Raw genomic sequence first — 21,238 nt, 5'->3', positions numbered from 1 at the left:
TTTATTATTTGTTTTTAAAGCTTTGTATTGTTTTAATAAGTCCTTGTTCTGCCGTTAAAGGTAAAGCTTTTATTCCAAGAGCTGTTTTAATTTTTTGATTGGAAACCTCGTAAGATTCTGTCAGTTTTTTTAAACGTTCTGAATTTAACGGTAGTTTTATCTTATCCCCTATTTTAGCAACGTTAGAAATCATTTTATTCGAAATATTCCAAAGTTTTGCTTTTTTACCTGACGCATTTGCGATTAAAGTAACCAACTCATTTGTTGAAAGACTTTTATCATCTGCAAAATTGTAAATTCCAGATGAAATAGTACTATTTTTAAGCATTTCTAAAATCAAAAATGAAAGATTATCTATACTAAGGAATGATCTTTTATTTTCGAAAGCAGCCAAAGGCCAAGGAATACCTTTTTCAACTATTTTATAAAGAAGATTTAAGTTTCCTTTATTTCCTGGACCATGAATCATACATGGACGAATAATAAAAAGTCTTTTACCTTCTGGTAATTGTTGTTTTAATAAATATTCTTCCGCTTCTAATTTAGATTTACCATAAGGTGTTTTAGGATCTGAAATATGGTTTTCATCTAAAACTCCTTCAATTGTATCAGCCGTTGCTTTAACAGAACTAAAATAAAAAAAGTCGTTTGCATCGGATTTTAAAAATTCTTGAAACAAGGCAATCGTTAAATCTCTATTAATCTCGAAGTAGGCTTTTTCTTCAGATGTATTCTCAGTATCGTGAGCTTTTCCAGCCAAATGAATTATTGCTTCAGAATTTTTATCTAGGTTCGATTGCCAATTAATGCCTCTCAAAGACAACTCATGGACCGAATGATTTTTATGTTTTAGATAAACAGATAAATTTTGACCTACAAAACCTGACGCACCTGTAATGGTAATATGCATGTTTTACTTTTTATATAAATTTAGTATTTGGTTATACACCACATCTTCAGAAAATTCTTCAAGGTATAATTTATTACTTTCATATCCCATTTTTTCTAAATCAGCCTTTAATAAATATTGTAATCCTTTTAAAATTTCTTCTGTACTCTGTGGTTGTACTAATACACCATTTTTATTATCCTTTACCAAGTGGTTACACCCTGGCATATCGGTTGTAAGAATTGGTTTACCCATTGCCATTGCCTCTAATAAAAATCGTGGCGTACCTTCTCTGTAATAGGTTGGTAACACTGCAATGTCTGCTAAAGCAATAATATCATTAATATCGTTACGTTTTCCTAAAAAAATGACTCCTTCTTGCCCTCCATAATGCTTAATCTCTGTTTCTGTAAAAGAATCGGGATTATTTGGATCTATCCAACCTGCAATTAATAAATTAATTTTTTGACTCTCTGATTGATTGATTTGATTAATCGCCTCAATTAAATAAGATAATCCTTTTTGTTTTAATAAACGAGAAACAAAAATTAGGGTTTTACCTTCTGTTAAGTGATATTCCTTTTTTAATTGTTCTAATAATTTAGCCGAAGGTTGAATTGTTGTATTAAAACGATCCTCGTTTACGGCACTTCCTTTTATTACTTGAAAAGAGGAATGATTACCTAACTCTTTTTTATCTTCTTCGTTCTGAAAAATTAACTGTGCTCTAAATATCGAATTATTAATATTATACAACGATTTAATTATCGACTTAATTAAATTAAATTTAGATGAATCTTTTGTAAATGCTACCCCTAAACCTGTAATATGATTGACTATTTTAACTTTCTTTCCATACCAATAAGCAAATGGTGTCCCAATAATATTGGGTTGCATACGATACAAATGAATTATATCAAACTTTTCTCGTTTAAAGATTTTTCCTAACTGAAAACCAAAAGAAAGCATAGCTCCTAAACTTCTCTGTCTAATATCTATATCTAAAGCAATAGTTGTAATCCCAGCTTCTTTTATTTTATCTGCATACCCGTCGTTTGGTACTATTGCTATTACTTCATGTCCTAAATTTTGTAAAAAAAGCGCATAACGTAAACGTGCACCATAAAAATCAGAACCGAAGTTTTCGATTAAAGCGATTTTCATTTATATTGTCTTTAATAATTTAGCTGGAACTCCACCTATTAAACTTCTTTCATCAAATGACTTATTTACAACAGCACCAGCAGCTACAATTGAACGATTAGATATTTTAACACCAGCTAAAATTCTAACACCACAACCTATCCATACGTCTTCTTCTATAATAATAGGTGAAAGTATTAATTTATTATACTTAATTGGTAAAGATTCATCAGACCACGAATGATTTGCTGCAATTAATGTAGAAGAATGAGCTATAGAAACATTATCCTTTATTAAAATACCACCTTCTGCATCTATATAACACATTGGATGAATACTTACATTATCCCCTATTTCTAAATTTTCTGTATGAAACAAAAAACATCCTGGTTGTATTGAAACATTATCACCAATTTTTTTAGAAATATTTTTTAATAATACATATCTTAATAAGATTCCTATTTTACCATTTAAATTTCTAAATATATTTAATAATTTCTTATTAATCCCTTTACCAAAAATTGAAAAAAAAATCGCAATAAAATTGATTACAATTTTATTTTTTCTAAATTTTTCTCTCCCTGTATTACTCATATAAGTATTTTATTAAAAAGTTTCTCCTTTTTGCTATTAATGTTTCTCTCTGATATTTTTTTACAGTTTCTCTATTTCTAACTATCTCTTCATTGAATAATTCTTCATTATTAGTTATTAGTTTAAAATCCTCGTATAACTTTCTAAAATCACCTGGTTTATGTAAAAATCTTTCATTAATTAATTCAGGGATACCTCCAATTGTTGATGCTAAAATAACATTATCAAAATTCATTGCTTCTACAACCACTCTAGGTAAACCTTCTTGGAAAGATGGATGAATATATAAATCTAGACTTTTATAAAATGTTTCGATCTGAATTCGATCTAATTTACCTATAAATTCAACTTCATCTTCAATACCATATTTTACAGCTAAATTATGTAGGTATGCTGAATTTCCAGCTCCAGCAATCTTGTACTTGATATTATATCCATCTTTTTTTAGCAGTTTTAAAGATTTGAAAAAAATTTCATATCCTTTAAATTTAACTTCCAGATTTCCTACAGTACCACAAATAAAAGTTTTTTTAGGAGCTACACTTTTAAATTCAATTTTATTATGGTTTTCTGAAATTTCTACATCAGATGCATAATCTGTTATGTTTTTACAAGGATATACTTTTTGTAGATAGTCTTTTGTTACATATAAAGCATAAGAAGACTTACTAATAGATTTCTTAGATTTATAATGATAGTAGTTTGCTAAAAATTTACCAAATAAATTATAATTATAAAGTGAATCATATCCGTTAGCTACGACTTCTGAATAAAATGTTTTTCCTTCATTTATACATATTTCACTTGCTATTAAACCTAAAAAACTAGGTAACCTTATAATAATTTTATCATGATCATCTATTAGTTTTTTTAATTCTGATTTTATTTTTGATTTATGAATAAAAAAATCTTTAGGATTATTATAATATTTAGAAAATACAAATTCTACATTTTCATACGAACTTAAAGTATCAGACTTTAAAGTATTATTAATTCTCCCAAATACAGTTAGATTTATTTGATCATTTATTATATAATTTTGCCAAACAGTACTAGGAAGACCACCTGTAGTATAGATAAGATTTTCTTTTTTTATAAATTTATGGTCATGTATAAATAAAACTTTCATTTTCTGTATGATAAATTATTAATTTTTATTATTTTTTTCTTTAAAAGAATATAAGTTATAATCCATAACATATGAATAACTAAATATGACTTTATATCATTAGTTAACAATAATGATATAACAAGAATTGTAAATAAATTAAAAAATATGTTATTTAATTTAATTGTAATAGATAAAACTTTAATAATAAGGAACACTGAGATAAAAAACCCTAAGATTAGACTAAAATTTACGATAAACTCATCAAAAACCCCTGTTGTCATACCAAAATGTTGAAAAGCTGGAGGTTCATTAATTAATGAACTTGTAAAATATCCTGTATATGTTAAAGGCTTATCTGGCCAAAAATCTCTAGGAATAAAAGCAGTGATAACAAATAACATTGATTGTCCCCTGTATTCAAGAATAGGACTATATTGATCATTAATTTCGTGATAGATAGCCATTTTTAAAACATCATCTCTTCCATAATCAATTCTCATTAAAGCATAATCAAATTCTTCAGATCTATCATTATTATAATTTTTAAAATTTTCAAGATAAAATGAATTAAAAAAAATCAAAAAACTAGTTATCAATAAAGAAATATACAATTTTGACTTTAATTTTATAGTTTTATTATTTAATAATATATAAATGAAAATTAACAATATCAATACAACAATATTTCTCTTCCCATTTAACCAAATGTTTAATAATAATATTAATGAATATTTTAAAAAAAGTTTTAAATTATAATTTTTATTAATAACTAATAAACCAACACATAAAGTAGATATATTGGTTGCATTTACAATTAAATTAAAGTAATCTGTGTCTACAATACCTTTTACACTATTTGTTCCATATACCAACAATTTATCTTGTTCTGAAGAACAAAAAAACAATATAATTGGTAAAAAAATAACAAAATGAATTAATATGTTTTGAAATCTATTTAATTTAAAGAATGTAACATTAGATATTATATTTCTATATTTTTTTTTCTTAAAATTAAAATATAAAATAACCTGAAATATTATCATCATTGTCACATAAATCAAATTTGTATAAAAATCTGATGTAACAATTCGAAATTTTGGAAAATATACTAAATTATAATTTGGTTTACCTTTAAATTCTTCAAAAAAAATAGGAAGAATATAAAAAATAAAAAAAACGATATAAATAAAATCTACAATATTTCTTTTATTTGAAAGCAATTTTTTTACATTTAAAAATAAAAAAATTGCAGAAATAAATAATAATATATAATTACTATAACTTATTAATTCTAAATTTTGCATTGACTAATTATATCTTCTATTTTATTTTTAACATCTACCGTATTATAAAATTTTGATGAATTTAATGAAAGTTCTTCATAATTTTTTAAAATATAATTTAAGTTTTTATCAACTTCTAAAATGTTATTAAAATCACAACATTTTCCTAGATTATTCTGATTAATTACATTAATTAAACCAGGAATATTATTACCTAACATTGGTAAACCTATTGCTGAATATTCCCAGATTTTATTCGGTGCACAGTATATATTGTTTAAAGATGACTCATCATAAGTTAAAATACCAACATCTGCATGGCTAGTAATATGTAAATGATAAGGTGGAGCTACAAAAGGAATAAAAACTACATTTTTATACTTTTTCTCTAGTTCTTGTGAAAATTTTGTTGTTGCCCCCATCATCAAAAGAATGAATGATCCACTTTTATCAAATAAACTACATAATTCTTCAAGTCCTCTGTCATTTGACATAATACCTTGATAAATTGCAATTTTTTTATTATGAGCTTTTAATTTATTTATTTTATCTTCTAACTCACTTGGTAATGTCAGATTTCTACCTCTAATATTATCAAAAGGTTTATTCTCTAATATAAAAGGTAATTTTTTTAATTGATACCATACTTTTAAAATGTGAGCTCTATTAATCTCTGGGCAGATAACTAATTGTGCATTTTGTGCATATATCTTAAGATTCTTTTGATAATAAGGATACATATCAAATAGTTCAAATAAATTTAATATGTATTTATGACGCAGTAATTTTTTACCTAAGGCTAATGTTGTATCTGCAGTTGGTATCCATAAAAATTCTTTACTATAGTCATTATTTTCAATTATCTCCCAAAATAATTTTCTAGTTTTATACCAACTTAAAGCTTTTTCAAATTTATTTTTACCTATTTTAATATCTACTAAGTGAATTTTAAAACAATATTCCTCCAATCTCTTTAAAAAAAGCGGATCATCATGTTGACTGCATATTAAAACAACATTAATTTTTAAAACTTTTAATACCTGTATTAGTGATAACAATGGAGGAAAAGATGAAACTTTACTCTTATGTAATATTATTATTGTTTTCATATTTTAATTTTAAATAAGCAAATTGCCAAAAAGTGTGTAATAAATAAGAGACTAAATAAGCTAAAGCTAGACTCAATGCTCCTAATTTATAATGATAAATAAAAATGTAACTAGATAGGATTAAAGTCATTCCCCATAAAAAATTAAATAAAAAACCTATCCACATTTTATCTTTAGACGCAATTATTTGTCCTATAACGTTATTTGCCGCCATAAAAACTGTTGATATAGATAAAATGATTAATGTTAGATAATAATCCTTAAATTGTTGTCCAAACAAAGACATAATTAATCTTGAAAAAAGACAAATAACTAAACAAATAATTAATGATATACTTATATTTAATAATAAGTTATTTTTTATCGTATTATTTAAGTCATTCTTATCACTGTTTTTTTCCATTAGGGTTGGTAATAGAACGTTTGATAGAGCTATCGGGATAAAAATGATTACCATTTTTATTTGATTTGCTGCTTCAAAAATCCCTAAATTAAAACTCCCATTAATACTCCTTGTTAACAAAACAGTTGTTACCCAAGTTATTGGCATAACCATTAAACCTGATAATGAACTTGGTAATGTAAATTGATATAAAATTTTATAATTTTTTCTGAAGTCTAAAAGTTTTATTTTAAATCCCTTTGTTAACTTATATATTGAATACTTATTAAAAAGATAAAGTAATAAAAAATTTATTGCAAACCCGAATAATGCTCCTTCAATTTCAAAATAAATAGCTCCCAAAACTTGAAATGGTAAACTAATAAAAATAGCTAATGTTGAATTTATTGCTATCGTTTTATATTTTTGAAAACCTGCTATTATTCCTATCTGAGCAGCATTTAGTGCATTAAATAATAACATCATGGCACCTATTATTAAATCATTTCTCAAATCTTTCTTCCCTATAACTATTTCACTTAATTGATTAGAAAAGATTATGATACCTAATGAAATTATAATACCTAATACTAAAGAAACAAAATTTACTAAACTAATTATTTCTGCAACTTTATTTTCATTTTTAAAATTTTCATTATAGTGTTCAGAAATAAACTTAGTTGCTGTAATACCTATACCTGATGCTGCAAATATGGTAAACATATTAATTGTAGAGCGAACAATACTTAAATCTCCAAATCTATCTGCTTCTAATATTCTAGCTAATAGAATAGATGTAATAAACACACCTAATTTAGGTAAAACTGAACCTATTAAGGACCAAAAACTATTTAAATATTGCTTATTATTTTTAACTTTATAGAGTAATTTACTAATCATTATGAACTTTTGATAAATTCTGCAATACGTTCACACGCTTTTCCATCACCATACGGATTATGTAAGGCACTCATTGATTGATAGCGAACTGTATTTGTTAATAAATCGTTGGCTTCGGTAACAATTTTAGCTGTATTGGTGCCTACTAAAATAACAGTACCAGCTTCTACAGCTTCAGGTCTTTCAGTTGTATCTCGCATTACTAAAACCGGTTTTCCTAATGAAGGTGCTTCTTCTTGTACCCCCCCTGAATCGGTGATAATTACATACGATTGAGTCATCAACCATACAAATGCAGGATAAGCTAATGGATTAATTAAATGTATATTCTCAATACCCGATAAAATTTCGTGCACTGGTTTTTGCACATTTGGATTCAAATGCACTGGATATATAATTTGAACATCAGGATGTGTAGTTGCAATTTCTTTTAACGCTTCACAAATATTGATAAATCCTTTACCATGATTTTCGCGGCGATGCCCCGTTACTAAAATCATTTTCTTTTCGGAATCTACAATTGTTTTTAAATGTTCAATTTCTGCATTTTGAATTTCTTGTACACGAGATGAACTATCTAATAAAGCATCAATAACGGTATTACCAGTAACAAGTATACTGTCTTCTTTGATGTTTTCTTTTAATAAATTTTCTTTGGATTGAATAGTAGGTGCAAAATGAAAATCACAAATTCTCCCTGCTACTTGACGGTTGATTTCTTCTGGAAAAGGAGAGCGCTTATTGAATGTTCGTAAACCTGCTTCCACATGACACACTTTTGCTCCTGAATAAAACGAAGCAATACTTGCCGCCATAGTAGTGGTCGTATCACCGTGTACATATACGAAATCAGGCTGGTATTCATCAAATATTGGCTGTAGACCTGTAATTATATCAGCAGTTAACGTATATAGATTTTGATTGGGTTTCATTAAATTTAAATCGTAATCAGGTGTGATTTGAAAAAAATCTAATACTTGGTCTAGCATTTCACGGTGTTGTGCAGTGACACATACTTTCGTATCAAAATCGTTGTGTTTTTTGAATTCTTGAACTAAAGGTGCCATCTTTATAGCTTCTGGCCTTGTTCCAAAAATAATCAAATGTTTTGTTTTCATCAGTTTTTATAGTATTCTTTAAACCATTGTACAAACTGTTCTACACCTTCTTCAATTGGTGTAGTACTTTGATAACCTAGTACATTTAGCTGGGTTGTATCTGCCCATGTACGAGGAACATCGCCAGCCTGCATCGGCATCATGTTTTTTTGTGCGTTAATTCCTAACGAATTTTCCATGCATTGGATAAAATGCAATAATGATACTGGAGATCCATTCCCTATATTAAACAATTGATAACCATTCCCTTTTACATCTGGATTTTGTAAGGTAATAATAATTCCTTGTATAATATCGTCTATGTAAGTAAAATCACGGCTCATTTCTCCGTTATTAAACACCTTAATTTCACGACCATTTGTCATCGCATCTGCAAATAATATAGGTGCCATGTCTGGGCGTCCCCAAGGTCCATAGACCGTAAAGAAACGTAAACCTGAAGTAGGAATTTGGTATAAATGGCTGTAGGTGTGCGCCATTAATTCGTTTGCTTTTTTACTTGCTGCATACAGACTGACTGGATGATCAACTTGGTCATTTTCTCCAAATGGGATTTTATCGTTTTCTCCGTATACAGATGAACTTGATGCATACACTAAATGGTTGATTTTATTGTAGCGACAGCATTCTAATAGATTTACAAAGCCAACAATATTACTATCCACATACGCCATAGGATTCTCTAAACTATAACGAACTCCTGCTTGAGCTGCTAAATTAATTATTGAATCAAATTGTTGTGCATGAAATAATTTTGGAAGATTTTCTCGGTCTTCTAAATTTAAACGAACAAATTGAAAAGAAGGATGAATAGAAGATTGCACAATATTATTTTCAATTTCTGCTTCTTTTCGATTAATTCCTAATTCATTTAAACGCGCATATTTTAAATTTACATCGTAATAATCATTGATATTATCCAATCCAACAACTTCATAACCTAAATCGATTAATTTCTTAGCGGTATAAAATCCAATAAATCCCGCTGCTCCAGTTACTAATACTTTTCCCATATCCTTAATCGTTTCCAAACAAATCGCGTGTATAAATTTTCTCTTGTACATCGGCCAATTCAGGCGCATTTCGGTTAGAGATAATGACATCACATGTTGCCTTGAATTGATTAAAATCTTTCATTACTGTAGAACCAAAAAATGTTTCTTCTTCAAGAACTGGTTCATAAACAACTACTTCTATTCCTTTTGCTTTGATGCGTTTCATGATTCCTTGAATAGCAGATGCACGGAAATTATCTGAACCAGATTTCATAATCAAACGATAAATCCCAACTTTTTTCGGTTTCTTCGCTAAAATAGAATCTGCAATAAAGTCTTTACGTGTTCTATTTGCATCTACAATTGCCTGAATAATATTGTTTGGTACTGCTTCATAATTTGCCAAAAGTTGTTTTGTATCCTTAGGTAAACAATATCCACCATATCCAAACGATGGATTGTTATAATGCGAACCAATACGCGGATCTAAACCAACTCCTTCTATAATTTGCTTGCTATCCAAGTTGAAAGTTTGTGCATAACTATCTAACTCATTAAAATAAGCTACACGTAAAGCTAAATATGTATTCGAAAATAATTTGATTGCTTCCGCTTCGGTTGAATGCGTAAATAGTGTTGGTACATCTTTTTTAATAGCTCCTTCTTTTAATAAGTCAGCAAATCTCTCTGCACGTTCACTAATTTCGCCTACAATTATTCTTGATGGATACAAATTATCGTATAATGCTTTTCCTTCTCTTAAAAATTCTGGCGAAAAAATTACATTTTCAAAACCATATTTTTCTTTTATTGTATTAATAAAACCTACTGGTACAGTAGATTTCACAATAATAACCGCAGAAGGATTAATTTTATTTGCCTCCTCTAATACAATTTCAACACTCTTCGTATTAAAAAAATTGGTTTGGGCATCATAATCAGTTGGAGTAGCAACAATAATAAAATCTGCATTGTTATATGCCTCTTCTTTATCTAATGTCGCTTTGAAATTTAACTCTTTTGTTGTTAAGAACTCTGTTATTTCTTTATCTTCAATCGGAGATTTTTTCTGATTTAACATCTCTACTTTTTCAGGTATTATATCTAATGCCACAACTTCATTATGCTGTGCTAATAATATGGCGTTTGATAAACCAACATACCCTGTTCCTACAATTGTTATTTTCATTTTTTATTACTGTTTAACTATTAATAACTAAATTTTATTTAGTTATTTTAATTAAATACTCACCATAACCACTTTTCTTCAAAGGTTCGGCAATTTTCATTAATTCTTCTTTTGTAATGTAACCCATACGATAAGCTACTTCTTCTATGGCACCAATCTTCATTCCTTGACGCTCTTCGATCACTTGAACAAATTGACCAGCTTGCATCAATGAATTGATTGTTCCTGTATCTAGCCATGCTGTTCCGCGGTTGAAAACACCAACTTTCAATTTCCCTCTTTTAAGGTATTCAGCATTGATGTCTGTAATTTCTAATTCTCCTCGAAAGGATGGTTTTATCTTTTTCGCAATTTCAACGACATCATTGTCATAAAAATACAAGCCTGGCACAGCATAATTTGATTTTGGTTTAGTAGGTTTTTCTTCAATCGAAACTACTTCATTATTCTCGTTAAACTCAACAACACCATATCTTTCAGGATCTGAAACTTGATAAGCAAAAACTACTCCTCCATCAGGATCTGCTGAATCTTGTAATAATTTTGACATTCCAGAAGCGTAAAAAATATTATCTCCTAAAATTAACGCAACTTTATCATCTCCAATAAATTCTTCTCCTAATATAAAAGCTTGCGCTAAACCATCAGGGCTTGGCTGTTCTTTGTAAGAAAATTTACATCCGATTTGAGATCCGTCACCTAATAATTTTTCAAAATGAGGTAAATCATGAGGAGTAGAAATAATCAATATTTCATTTATCCCTGCCAACATTAATGTCGACAACGGATAGTAAATCATTGGTTTGTCATAAACAGGCATCAATTGCTTGCTTACAGCCAATGTTAATGGATGTAATCTCGTACCAGATCCTCCTGCTAATATTATTCCTTTCATGTTTTTTTTTATGTTGTTAAAACGGTTATATGGTTAGATGGTTAAAGGGTGAACTTGTAAACTTGTAAACGTGTGAACTTGTAACTCTTTCACTTCTTCACTTTTTCACTCCTTCACTTGTCAAATTGTGAACTTGTGAACTTGTAAACGTGTGATCATGTAAACTCCTTCACTTGTTAACTCTTTCACTTCTTCACTTTTTCACTCCTTCACTTTTTCACTCCTTCACTTCTTCACTTGTTAACTTGTAAACGTGTGATCATGTAAACTTCTTCACTTGTTAACTCTTTCACTTGTTAACCTCTTCACTTGTTAACTCTTTCACTTCTTCACCTCTTCACTTGTTAACTTGTTCACTTGTTAACCTCTTCACTTCTTCACTTTTTCACTTCTTCACTTGTTAACTTGTAAACGTGTGATCATGTAAACTTGTGAACGTGTGATCATGTAAACGTGTGAACGTGTGATCATGTAAACTTGTGAACTTGTAACTTCTTCACCTCTTCACTTGTTAACCTCTTCACTTGTTAACTTCTTCACTTGTTAACTCCTTCACTTGTTAACTTGTTCACTTGTTAACTTTTTCACTTGTTCACTTGTTAACCTCTTCACTTGTTAACCTCTTTACTTCTTCACTTGTTAACCTCTTCACTTGTTAACCTCTTTACTTCTTCACTTGTTCACTCCTTCACTTGTTAACTCCTTCACTTCTTCACTTCTTCACTTGTTCACTTGTTAACCTCTTCACTTCTTCACTCCTTCACCTCTTCACTTGTTCACTTGTTACCCCCTTAACTTTAAACTCTTCAAACGACTGTGCTTCTTGATCTTTTTCAGAGATTATCATTTTATCTGTTGGAATTTGCCAATCTATATTCAGTTCGCTGTCTAAAGGGTTAACTCCATCTTCAGAAGCTTTATTATAGCCATTGTCACATTTATAGAAAAATGTAGCTGAATCAGAAATAACAGAAAATCCATGTAAAAATCCTCTCGGAATAAACAATTGTCTTTTATTATCTGCAGATAACTCTACCGAAACAGACTGTCCATAGGTTTCAGAACCTGGACGAACATCAACTGCAACATCAATTACAGCACCTTCTACAACGCGAACTAATTTTGCTTGGGCATGTTCTCCTGCTTGCATATGTAATCCACGAACTACACCGTAAGAAGATTTAGACTGATTATCTTGAACAAAAGTTGGTTTATACCCTAAAATTTCTTCTATTTTATTTTCATTGTACGATTCAAAAAAATACCCTCTTGAATCTTCAAAAACAGTTGGTTCTAAAATGAAACAGCCTTTTAATTTCGTTTCTGTTGCTTTCATTATAATCGTTTATCAACTTCTTCTTTAGGCAAAGCGCCTTTTACGTCATAAATCACACCATTTCCTTTTAAATAATCAGTTAACTGAAGATTTAAAAATTCGTCGTGTGAAACGGTTAATATAATGGCGTCGAATTGGTGAACTTGTGAATTAGTGAACTGGAAAACCTGATCCCATGTATTACAAAAAGTTATTCCGTATTCATGGTTTACCTCATCCGGGTTAGCCCAAGGGTCTAACGTTATCACTTCGATTCCATATTCTTCTAATGCATGAATCACGTCAATTGCTTTCGAATTACGAATATCAGGGCAATTTTCTTTAAAGGTAATTCCTAAATTTAGAACTCTTGCTCCTTTTACTTTGATGTCGTTATTTATTAACAATTTAACAACCTGAGAAGCCACAAATGCTCCCATCGAGTCATTTAATCGTCTTGCTGCTAAAATCAATTCAGAATAATATCCAATTTCTTGTGCTTTTTGAGCCAAATAAAATGGATCAACACCGATACAATGTCCTCCAACCAAACCTGGTTTGAATGGTAAAAAATTCCATTTTGTACCTGCAGCTTCCAACACATCATTGGTATCAATATCCATTAGCGAAAAAATCTTCGATAATTCATTGATAAATGCAATATTGATATCACGTTGCGAATTTTCGATCACTTTTGATGCTTCTGCAACTTTGATTGTAGGTGCTAAATGAGTCCCAGCAACAATTACTGATTGATATAAATCATCAATAATTTTTCCAATTTCTGGAGTTGAACCTGAGGTTACTTTTAAAATTTTCTCAACCGTATGTTTTTTATCTCCTGGATTAATTCGCTCTGGAGAATATCCCGCATAAAAATCTTGGTTAAACTTCAATCCCGAAGAATGTTCCAATACTGGAATACATTCTTCTTCTGTAACACCTGGATAAACCGTAGATTCGTAAATAACAATATCATTTGGTTTCAACACTTTACCTACCGTTTCCGAAGCTTTTTTCAAAGGAGTCAAGTCTGGTCGATTATTTTTGTCCACTGGCGTAGGAACGGTTACCACATAAATTGTAGCATCTTCAATATCCGTTATATCTGATGAACAAAACAATCCATTTTCTACTTGAATAAAAGGATTTTGTGTTGATAAAACATTTTGTAAAACATTATTCTCAACTTCTAAAGTTGAATCTACTCCATTATTTAATTCAGCAATACGTTTCTGATTGATATCAAACCCAACAACAGGGTATTTTGTTGCAAATAATCGAGCCAAAGGTAAACCTACGTAACCTAAACCGATAACTGCTATTTTATGTTGTTGATTCATTTATTATAATATTTTCTGTACCATTGTACAAAGTTATACACTCCTTTGTCAACCGGATAATGAGGATTATAACCAAATTTATCTTTCAACTCTTGGACATCTGCCCATGTTTGATTGACATCTCCTGCTTGCATCGGATACATTTCTAAAATAGCTTTTTCTCCTGTTGACTTTTCGATTTCTTTGATAAAATCCATTAATTGAACAGGTTTACTATTTCCTATATTGTATAATTGGTAATTTTCTTTTATTGTTTGATTTTCAAGAATTTTATCAATTCCTTGAATAATATCGTCAATGTACGTAAAATCTCGTGATAAATCACCGTGATTAAACACTTTTAGAGGTTGATGATTCAATATAGCATCTGTAAACAAAAACATGGCCATATCTGGTCGTCCCCAAGGTCCATAAACCGTGAAAAAGCGCAAACCTATCGTTTGGAAATTGTATAAATGACTATACGCATGCGCCATTAGCTCGTTTGCTTTTTTAGTAGCTGCGTATAAACTAATAGGATGATCAACGTTTTGATTTGTTGAAAAAGGAACATCTGAAGAGTTTCCGTAAATACTTGAACTACTTGCGTACAGTAATTTTTTGACGTTATAATTTCGGCAACTTTCTAAAATATTTAGAAAACCAACCAAATTACTTTGTCCATAGGCATCAGGATTTTCGATACTATAACGAACACCAGCCTGAGCTGCCATATTAACAACCGCATCAAACGAATATTCTTTAAAAATTTGAGCCAATGACTCTTTGTCTTCTAAATTCATTCGATAGAAAATCATCTTTTCTTCATGTTTAGAAGAAAGAACTTTCTGATCAAAATTTGAAGCAAATTCTTGATTGATTCCTAATTCTTTTAATCGATCATATTTTAACTGAACAGTGTAATAATCGTTAATATTATCAATTCCAACAACTTTGATATTTTTTTCGATTAATTTTTCAGCTAAATGGTAACCTATAAAACCAGCTACACCAGTTATGAATACTGTTTTCATTATTTCTCCTTTTCAGAAGTCGCAACTACTTTTCTTAATCCTGAACTAGAGAAGCGGTGTGTACGCTTGTTGTAGTAAATTTGAATATGATTATCTAAACAATATTGTTTTCCCGTAAAGTCGATATTTCGGTATTCTTCCCCTATAATTCTAACATTTATTGGTAAAGCACTTAACATATCAAACAAATCTTGTTCGGTTTCGTATGGGATTATTTCGTCGACATAACGACAACCTTCTAATTGAATATAGCGCTCTACGATGGATTGCGTAGGACTATTTTTTGAAGGGTCTACACTTGCAGGATCTGTATTAAGCCCTACAATTAAGTAGTCGCATTGTCTTTTAGCTTCTTCGAGCATCATCACATGACCTGCATGAAGCAAGTCAAATATACCGAATGTAATTCCCGTTGTCATTTTATAATACTATTGTTGGAGCGACAAATTTAGGGATTTATATTGAATTAATTGTAAGCTTTTATGACATAAAAAAAGCACTCAAATCGAGTGCTAGGTATTTAAATTAATTCAGAATTTCTTTTTTCTAAATGCGTATAAACATTCTTTACTTCCTGCGAATATTCTTTTTGTAGAATTAAATTCGCGGTTGGGGTATTCACAAAAATAGTGTTTTGCAAACCAACAAAAGAAGTATAAACATCTGTTCCAATCACCATGTTTCCATTACGATCGACATAATGTCCGTTCATCACAAAATAATCATACAAGGATTCGAAAGAACCTAAATCATTCCAAACAAATTTTGCTGGAACTACTTTTATCTTCTTGCTTCGTTCCATTACAGCATAATCGATACTATTTGATGGAATATTCATTGAAAGTTCTTCGTTCAACTCTCCGTTGATATTTTCAGACCAAGCAATTTTAGATTTTTCGTAAATATCTTTCTCAAATTTCTTTAGTTCTTTCAATAAGACACGTGCTTTGAAACAAAACATTCCACTGTTCCACAAAAAATTCCCTTGCTCGATAAAATCTTGCGCCGTAATATGATTTGGTTTTTCGCGAAACGATAACACAGTGTCTTCTTTGTGCTCAATATAGCCATAACCTGTTTCTGGACGAGTTGGATGCACACCAAATGTTACGATATAATCTTTTTCGGCTAACGCAATCGCTTTTTTCATCGCAACTTGATACGCTTCCATATCTTCGATCAAATGATCAGATGGTGTAACAATTAGAATATCATCATCCTCAACTGCCAAAGCTGCAAATGCAATCGCCGCAGCTGTATTACGAGGAACAGCCTCTACAATTTTTGTGTATTCAACATTCATTTTATCAAGTACTTCTTGACTTAAATGGTCATTATCTTTATTCCCAATCACCATTAATTTATCAGCAATTGGACGATTTCTCTGAATCGTTAACTCAAATAATGATTGCTCATTAAACAAAGGTAAATATTGTTTTGGATGACTTTTACGAGAAAGTGGCCATAAACGACTTCCTACTCCTCCAGATAAGATCACATTATAAATACACATAAATTCTTCTAATTCGAACTTGTAAAGTTATTAAAAACTACTATATCATTGCATTCTATTATGATTTTTCTTTTAAGCACAAAAAAAAGCGTTCAAAATTGAACGCTTTAAAGTATTAGTATTGATTTTATTAAATCATCGAAATACGTAGTGTATTGGTAATTCCTTTCTCAAATGCTGGCATTGCATTCAGATTGATGATATAATCACCATATTCTACATAACCTGCATTTTTCGCCAAGATATTTACTTCAGTTACCGTTTGATCTGTAGAAGTATCGCGAGGATCGTAATTGATAGCTTTTACTCCCCATAACAAATTCAACATACGGTTAATACGTTTACTTGGATTGAAAACCAAAATAAATGAATTTGGACGATGAGAAGAAATTTGGAAAGCTGTATAACCAGAATACGTTAAAGTTGCAATTGCTTTCGCTCCTGTATCTTCTGCCATTCTAGCTGCATTGTAACAAACCATATCAGTTACGAAACGTTCGTTTTTGATCTTTGGTTTGTGTTCTGGTACATGTACGTGCTCATCATCTTCAACAGTTTGAAGAATCTTCGTCATTTTCTCGATAACTTGTACAGGATATTGTCCTACAGAAGTTTCTCCAGATAACATTACTGCATCTGCTCCATCAAAAACTGCATTTGCAACATCAGAAACCTCCGCACGAGTTGGTGTCAAACTAGAAATCATTGTTTCCATCATTTGCGTTGCAACAATAACTGGTTTACGCGCTAATTTCGCTTTGTCAATTAATTGTTTTTGCGCTTTTGGAACGATTTCAAACGGAACCTCAACTCCTAAATCTCCACGAGCAACCATTAATCCATCAGAAAATTCTAAAATATCATCGATATTTTCTAATGCTTCTGGTTTTTCAATTTTAGAGATAATTGGAATTTTTAATGTTCCATTTTCTTTGATAAATTCTGATAAATCTTTTACATCTTGTCCAGAACGAACGAAAGATAATGCAAACCAATCGACACGATTTTCGATTGCGAATTTTGCATCTTCTTTATCTTTTTCTGTTAAAGCTGGTAAAGAAATATTTGTATTTGGTAAGTTAACTCCTTTTTTAGAACGTAATGGACCACCTTGAATCGTTTCTGCTTTTACAGTATCTGTTCCGTTTGTCTCGATTACTTTGAAGATTAATTTTCCGTCATCAATCAAAATATTTTCTCCCACTTGCACATCTTGCGCAAACTTTTTGTACGTCATAAAAACTTTTTCTTTCGTTCCTACAACATCTTCGTTTGTGAAAGTTAAAATATCTCCTGGATTGATGATAAAATCTTCGTGTTCCATTTTTCCAATACGCAATTTAGGACCTTGTAAATCTGCTAAAATTGCTGTATTGTAGCCATGATCGTTATTTAATTGATGAATTGTTTCAATCTTACGTTTCACATCCGCATAATCTGCGTGCGAAAAGTTGATACGGAACACATCTGTTCCTTTTCTCATCATTTCTAATAAAATCTCTGGACTATCGGTTGCCGGACCTAGAGTCGCGACAATTTTTGTCTTTTTAAGATATTGTCTATCGTAAATCATAATTTTTCCCTTTTTTTATGCACAATATTTTGTTAGAAAACCAATTGATCTGCATTGCTAATCAAATCGATATCTATTTTTTTGATCGTTTTTATAAAATCTTTTTCTACAAATGGTAGTTGAAGATATTGTAGTTCATCTTCCCAACCAGAGATTTTTACTACATAGTTGCAATCCTTGTAATTTGGCACAAGAATAACGCTCCCTTTGAAAAGATTGGATAAATCTACTTCATTTTTTTTAAAATCGTATTGATTTGGCGTATTTTTAATAATATGATAATCTATTTTATTTGCTTCATCTAACCATTGATAGGTTTCGAAAAAATAAGTATGCTCATCTAACCGAATATCCAAATCCTGAATACGCTGAAAACGCGTATCAAAAGTAGAGTTGAGATGGAAAATAAATTGTGTAGAAGTGTTAAAACTAGAATTTACGCCTATGAGATGAAAATCTATCCAATCATCATATAAGAGTAATTCTGCCATGTTTCTAAACTTTTTCTATTTTCTTTTGTAGCGAATAGTACGCGCGTTTTGCTGCGCTTTCTTCGGCTTTCTTTTTAGAAGTTCCTCTCCCTTTCGAGATGACTTTATCATTGAGACGGATAACTGATACAAAAACCTGCAAATCTTCTGCATTTTGCTCCTCAAATGTATTGAATCTTATCGTATTTCTCGTTTTTTGACTCCATTCCAAAATCAACGATTTGTGACTTGTAATCGTGTGTTCCAAACGGTCTAAATCCGCATAAGGGTCAATAATTTTGACTTGAATAAATTTTTGTACAGCATCTATGCCTCCATCAACATAAATTGCACCAACCAACGCCTCCAACATATCACCATTTACATCTTCACCTAAATTGTTGTGATTGTTCATTGGATCCAAATAATCTAACAAGCCAAGTTGTTTGGAAACGGCATTCAATTGTTTACGCGAAACAATTTTAGAGCGCATTTTTGTCAAATAACCTTCTTGTTGATCTGGCGCTTTGTAGTATAAGTGCATTGCTGCAGAAGCACCAAGTAATGCATCTCCTAAAAACTCTAATCTTTCAAAGTTTATACTGTTTCCATTTTCATCTTTTTTCTGTGCAGATCTGTGGGTAAATGCTTCTTTAAAAACCTCAACATTGCGAGGAGTATAACCCAAAATCGACTTCAAAAATTTCAAAAAAGGATCAGATGAATTTGAATCATCACGATGATTTTTAAAAGAAAATAATTTTTTTAAGAAAGACATTACTTATACTTCTTAAATATCACACAAGCATTGTGACCACCGAAACCAAAAGTATTACTCAATGCATAATCTACATTTTTCTCTTTTGCTTTGTTAAATGTATAATCGATTTTCGGATCAAGATTTTCATCATCCGTAAAATGATTAATTGTTGGTGGAACGATACTGTTATTGATTGCTCCAATAGCCGAAATCGCTTCAATAATCCCTGCACCACCTAATAAGTGACCAGTCATAGATTTTGTTGAATTGATTTGAATATTATAAGCATGTTCTCCAAATAATTTTTGAATTGCTTTAGATTCTGCAATATCACCTAATGGTGTAGATGTTCCGTGCATATTGATATGATCCACGTCTTCTACGTTGATATTGGCATCTAATAAAGCCTCTCTCATCACATTAAGTGCGCCTAATCCTTCTGGATGTGGTGCTGTAATATGGTGAGCATCTGCTGTCATTCCTGTTCCTACTAATTCTGCATAGATTGTAGCTCCACGTGCAATTGCATGTTCGTATTCTTCTAAAATAATACTTCCAGCTCCTTCTCCCATTACAAAACCGTCGCGGTCTTTGTCGAATGGACGAGAAGCAGTTTGTGGATCATCATTTCGTGTAGATAACGCATGTAATGCATTGAAACCTCCAATACTTGCAGCTGTAATTGCTGCTTCTGACCCTCCTGCAACAATTGCATCAGCTTTTCCAAGTCTTAATAACATGTAAGCATCAATAATTGCATTTGTAGAAGAGGCACATGCCGAAACAGTTGTATAATTAGGTCCCATAAGACCAAATTCCATTGAAATATGACCAGGCGTGATATCTGCAATCATCTTAGGGATAAAGAAAGGATTGAAACGTGGTGTTCCATTTCCTGTTGCGTAATTAGAAACTTCTTCTTCAAAAGTTTTAATTCCACCGATACCAGATCCCCATATAACGCCGATACGCTCTTTGTTTACATTTGCATCTTCTAAGATTCCACTGTGTTTTATTGCCTCTCTAGCTGCAATAATTCCCAATTGGGCACAACGGTCAATTTTTCTTGCCTCTTTACGATCAAAATGATCTTCAATATTGAAGTTCTTGATCTCACAAGCAAATTGTGTCTTAAAAAGAGTTGCGTCAAAAAGCGTAATAGGCGCAGCGCCACTTACACCATTCACTAATCCATTCCAATATTCTTGGTATGTATTTCCGATTGGTGTTAGCGCGCCTAAACCTGTTACTACTACTCTTTTTAATTCCATAAAATAGGAACTATTACTTGTTTAAGTCTTCGATGTATGTTACAGCTTGACCTACAGTAGAAATTTTTTCTGCTTGATCGTCTGGAATTTGGATATCAAATTCTTTTTCGAATTCCATGATTAATTCTACTGTGTCTAATGAATCAGCTCCTAAATCGTTAGTGAAACTTGCTTCTAGCGTAACTTCGCTTTCGTCAACTCCTAATTTATCTACGATAATCGCTTTCACTCTTGATGTAATGTCAGACATAATTTTCTAATTTTAATTGTTGTAAACTAGTGCAAAAATATAAAACTTATATTAAATACAAGCTTTTTTTTATATGCACGCATAAGAACTTGCAAATATATGGTGAATAAATATTCACGAAA

At 30.7% G+C, this 21,238-nt stretch carries 21 protein-coding genes; all 21 read right to left on the bottom strand.

Annotation, left to right across the window (positions count from 1 at the left end):
- Positions 1 to 4: 4 nt before the first annotated feature.
- A complete protein-coding gene (locus N5D03_RS02455) occupies positions 5 to 910 on the bottom strand; it encodes an NAD-dependent epimerase/dehydratase family protein (protein WP_280050855.1) in 906 nt (301 codons plus the stop codon).
- A 3-nt stretch (positions 911 to 913) separates the two neighbouring features.
- Positions 914 to 2,053 carry a glycosyltransferase family 4 protein gene (locus tag N5D03_RS02450; protein WP_280050854.1) on the bottom strand — a complete coding sequence of 380 codons (1,140 nt, stop codon included), beginning with the start codon at positions 2,051 to 2,053 and terminating at the stop codon, positions 914 to 916.
- Positions 2,054 to 2,626, bottom strand: coding sequence for an acyltransferase (locus N5D03_RS02445; protein WP_280050853.1), 573 nt, complete (start codon positions 2,624 to 2,626; stop codon positions 2,054 to 2,056). It abuts the gene before it with no gap.
- Positions 2,619 to 3,755 (bottom strand): glycosyltransferase, encoded by a 1,137-nt coding sequence (locus tag N5D03_RS02440; RefSeq protein WP_280050852.1) that lies wholly within the window; start codon positions 3,753 to 3,755, stop codon positions 2,619 to 2,621. The genes N5D03_RS02445 and N5D03_RS02440 overlap by 8 nt, the downstream gene beginning before the upstream one ends.
- The gene (locus N5D03_RS02435; RefSeq protein WP_280050851.1) at positions 3,752 to 5,041 is read right to left on the bottom strand and encodes a hypothetical protein; all 1,290 of its coding nucleotides are present in this window, start codon (positions 5,039 to 5,041) and stop codon (positions 3,752 to 3,754) included. Before N5D03_RS02435 ends, N5D03_RS02440 begins: the two co-directional genes overlap by 4 nt.
- Positions 5,029 to 6,129, bottom strand: a complete 1,101-nt coding sequence (locus N5D03_RS02430) for a hypothetical protein (protein ID WP_280050850.1) — start codon at positions 6,127 to 6,129, stop codon at positions 5,029 to 5,031. The genes N5D03_RS02435 and N5D03_RS02430 overlap by 13 nt, the downstream gene beginning before the upstream one ends.
- Complete coding sequence (locus N5D03_RS02425) at positions 6,104 to 7,411, bottom strand: oligosaccharide flippase family protein (protein WP_280050849.1); 1,308 nt, start codon at positions 7,409 to 7,411, stop codon at positions 6,104 to 6,106. The genes N5D03_RS02430 and N5D03_RS02425 overlap by 26 nt, the downstream gene beginning before the upstream one ends.
- Positions 7,411 to 8,529, bottom strand: a complete 1,119-nt coding sequence (gene wecB / locus N5D03_RS02420; protein ID WP_280050848.1) for a UDP-N-acetylglucosamine 2-epimerase (non-hydrolyzing) — start codon at positions 8,527 to 8,529, stop codon at positions 7,411 to 7,413. The genes N5D03_RS02425 and wecB overlap by 1 nt, the downstream gene beginning before the upstream one ends.
- Positions 8,529 to 9,542: an NAD-dependent epimerase/dehydratase family protein gene (locus N5D03_RS02415; protein WP_280050847.1), complete on the bottom strand. Its 1,014-nt coding sequence runs from the start codon at positions 9,540 to 9,542 to the stop codon at positions 8,529 to 8,531. Before N5D03_RS02415 ends, wecB begins: the two co-directional genes overlap by 1 nt.
- Before the next feature lie 4 nt (positions 9,543 to 9,546).
- Positions 9,547 to 10,713, bottom strand: coding sequence for a nucleotide sugar dehydrogenase (locus tag N5D03_RS02410; protein ID WP_280050846.1), 1,167 nt, complete (start codon positions 10,711 to 10,713; stop codon positions 9,547 to 9,549).
- Positions 10,714 to 10,747: 34 nt separating this feature from the next.
- Positions 10,748 to 11,608 carry a glucose-1-phosphate thymidylyltransferase RfbA gene (gene rfbA, locus N5D03_RS02405; RefSeq protein WP_280035080.1) on the bottom strand — a complete coding sequence of 287 codons (861 nt, stop codon included), beginning with the start codon at positions 11,606 to 11,608 and terminating at the stop codon, positions 10,748 to 10,750.
- A 760-nt stretch (positions 11,609 to 12,368) separates the two neighbouring features.
- On the bottom strand, positions 12,369 to 12,944 hold the full coding sequence (rfbC, locus tag N5D03_RS02400; RefSeq protein WP_280035078.1) for a dTDP-4-dehydrorhamnose 3,5-epimerase: 576 nt from the start codon (positions 12,942 to 12,944) through the stop codon (positions 12,369 to 12,371).
- Entirely contained in the window at positions 12,944 to 14,266 is a 1,323-nt protein-coding gene (locus N5D03_RS02395) for a nucleotide sugar dehydrogenase (RefSeq protein ID WP_280035077.1), read from the bottom strand. The genes rfbC and N5D03_RS02395 overlap by 1 nt, the downstream gene beginning before the upstream one ends.
- Positions 14,263 to 15,279 (bottom strand): NAD-dependent epimerase/dehydratase family protein, encoded by a 1,017-nt coding sequence (locus tag N5D03_RS02390; protein ID WP_280050845.1) that lies wholly within the window; start codon positions 15,277 to 15,279, stop codon positions 14,263 to 14,265. Before N5D03_RS02390 ends, N5D03_RS02395 begins: the two co-directional genes overlap by 4 nt.
- A complete protein-coding gene (locus tag N5D03_RS02385) occupies positions 15,279 to 15,698 on the bottom strand; it encodes an adenylyltransferase/cytidyltransferase family protein (RefSeq protein ID WP_188319460.1) in 420 nt (139 codons plus the stop codon). The genes N5D03_RS02390 and N5D03_RS02385 overlap by 1 nt, the downstream gene beginning before the upstream one ends.
- Before the next feature lie 101 nt (positions 15,699 to 15,799).
- Complete coding sequence (locus N5D03_RS02380) at positions 15,800 to 16,792, bottom strand: mannose-1-phosphate guanylyltransferase (RefSeq protein ID WP_280050844.1); 993 nt, start codon at positions 16,790 to 16,792, stop codon at positions 15,800 to 15,802.
- 130 nt (positions 16,793 to 16,922) lie between these two features.
- Complete coding sequence (pyk, locus tag N5D03_RS02375; RefSeq protein ID WP_280050843.1) at positions 16,923 to 18,365, bottom strand: pyruvate kinase; 1,443 nt, start codon at positions 18,363 to 18,365, stop codon at positions 16,923 to 16,925.
- A 32-nt stretch (positions 18,366 to 18,397) separates the two neighbouring features.
- Positions 18,398 to 18,856 (bottom strand): IPExxxVDY family protein, encoded by a 459-nt coding sequence (locus N5D03_RS02370; protein ID WP_114998513.1) that lies wholly within the window; start codon positions 18,854 to 18,856, stop codon positions 18,398 to 18,400.
- A 4-nt stretch (positions 18,857 to 18,860) separates the two neighbouring features.
- Positions 18,861 to 19,613 carry a ribonuclease III gene (gene rnc / locus N5D03_RS02365; RefSeq protein WP_038336000.1) on the bottom strand — a complete coding sequence of 251 codons (753 nt, stop codon included), beginning with the start codon at positions 19,611 to 19,613 and terminating at the stop codon, positions 18,861 to 18,863.
- A complete protein-coding gene (fabF, locus tag N5D03_RS02360; protein WP_038336001.1) occupies positions 19,613 to 20,866 on the bottom strand; it encodes a beta-ketoacyl-ACP synthase II in 1,254 nt (417 codons plus the stop codon). Before fabF ends, rnc begins: the two co-directional genes overlap by 1 nt.
- Before the next feature lie 13 nt (positions 20,867 to 20,879).
- Complete coding sequence (locus N5D03_RS02355; protein ID WP_038336002.1) at positions 20,880 to 21,116, bottom strand: acyl carrier protein; 237 nt, start codon at positions 21,114 to 21,116, stop codon at positions 20,880 to 20,882.
- Between the last annotated feature and the right edge of the window lie 122 nt (positions 21,117 to 21,238).

The sequence above is a fragment of the Empedobacter sp. GD03861 genome, assembly GCF_029840885.1.
In the GTDB taxonomy this organism is placed as follows: Bacteria; Bacteroidota; Bacteroidia; order Flavobacteriales; family Weeksellaceae; genus Empedobacter; species Empedobacter falsenii_B.
The sequence above is the reverse complement of the archived record's forward strand: the minus strand, read 5'-3'. Positions and strand labels throughout refer to the sequence as shown.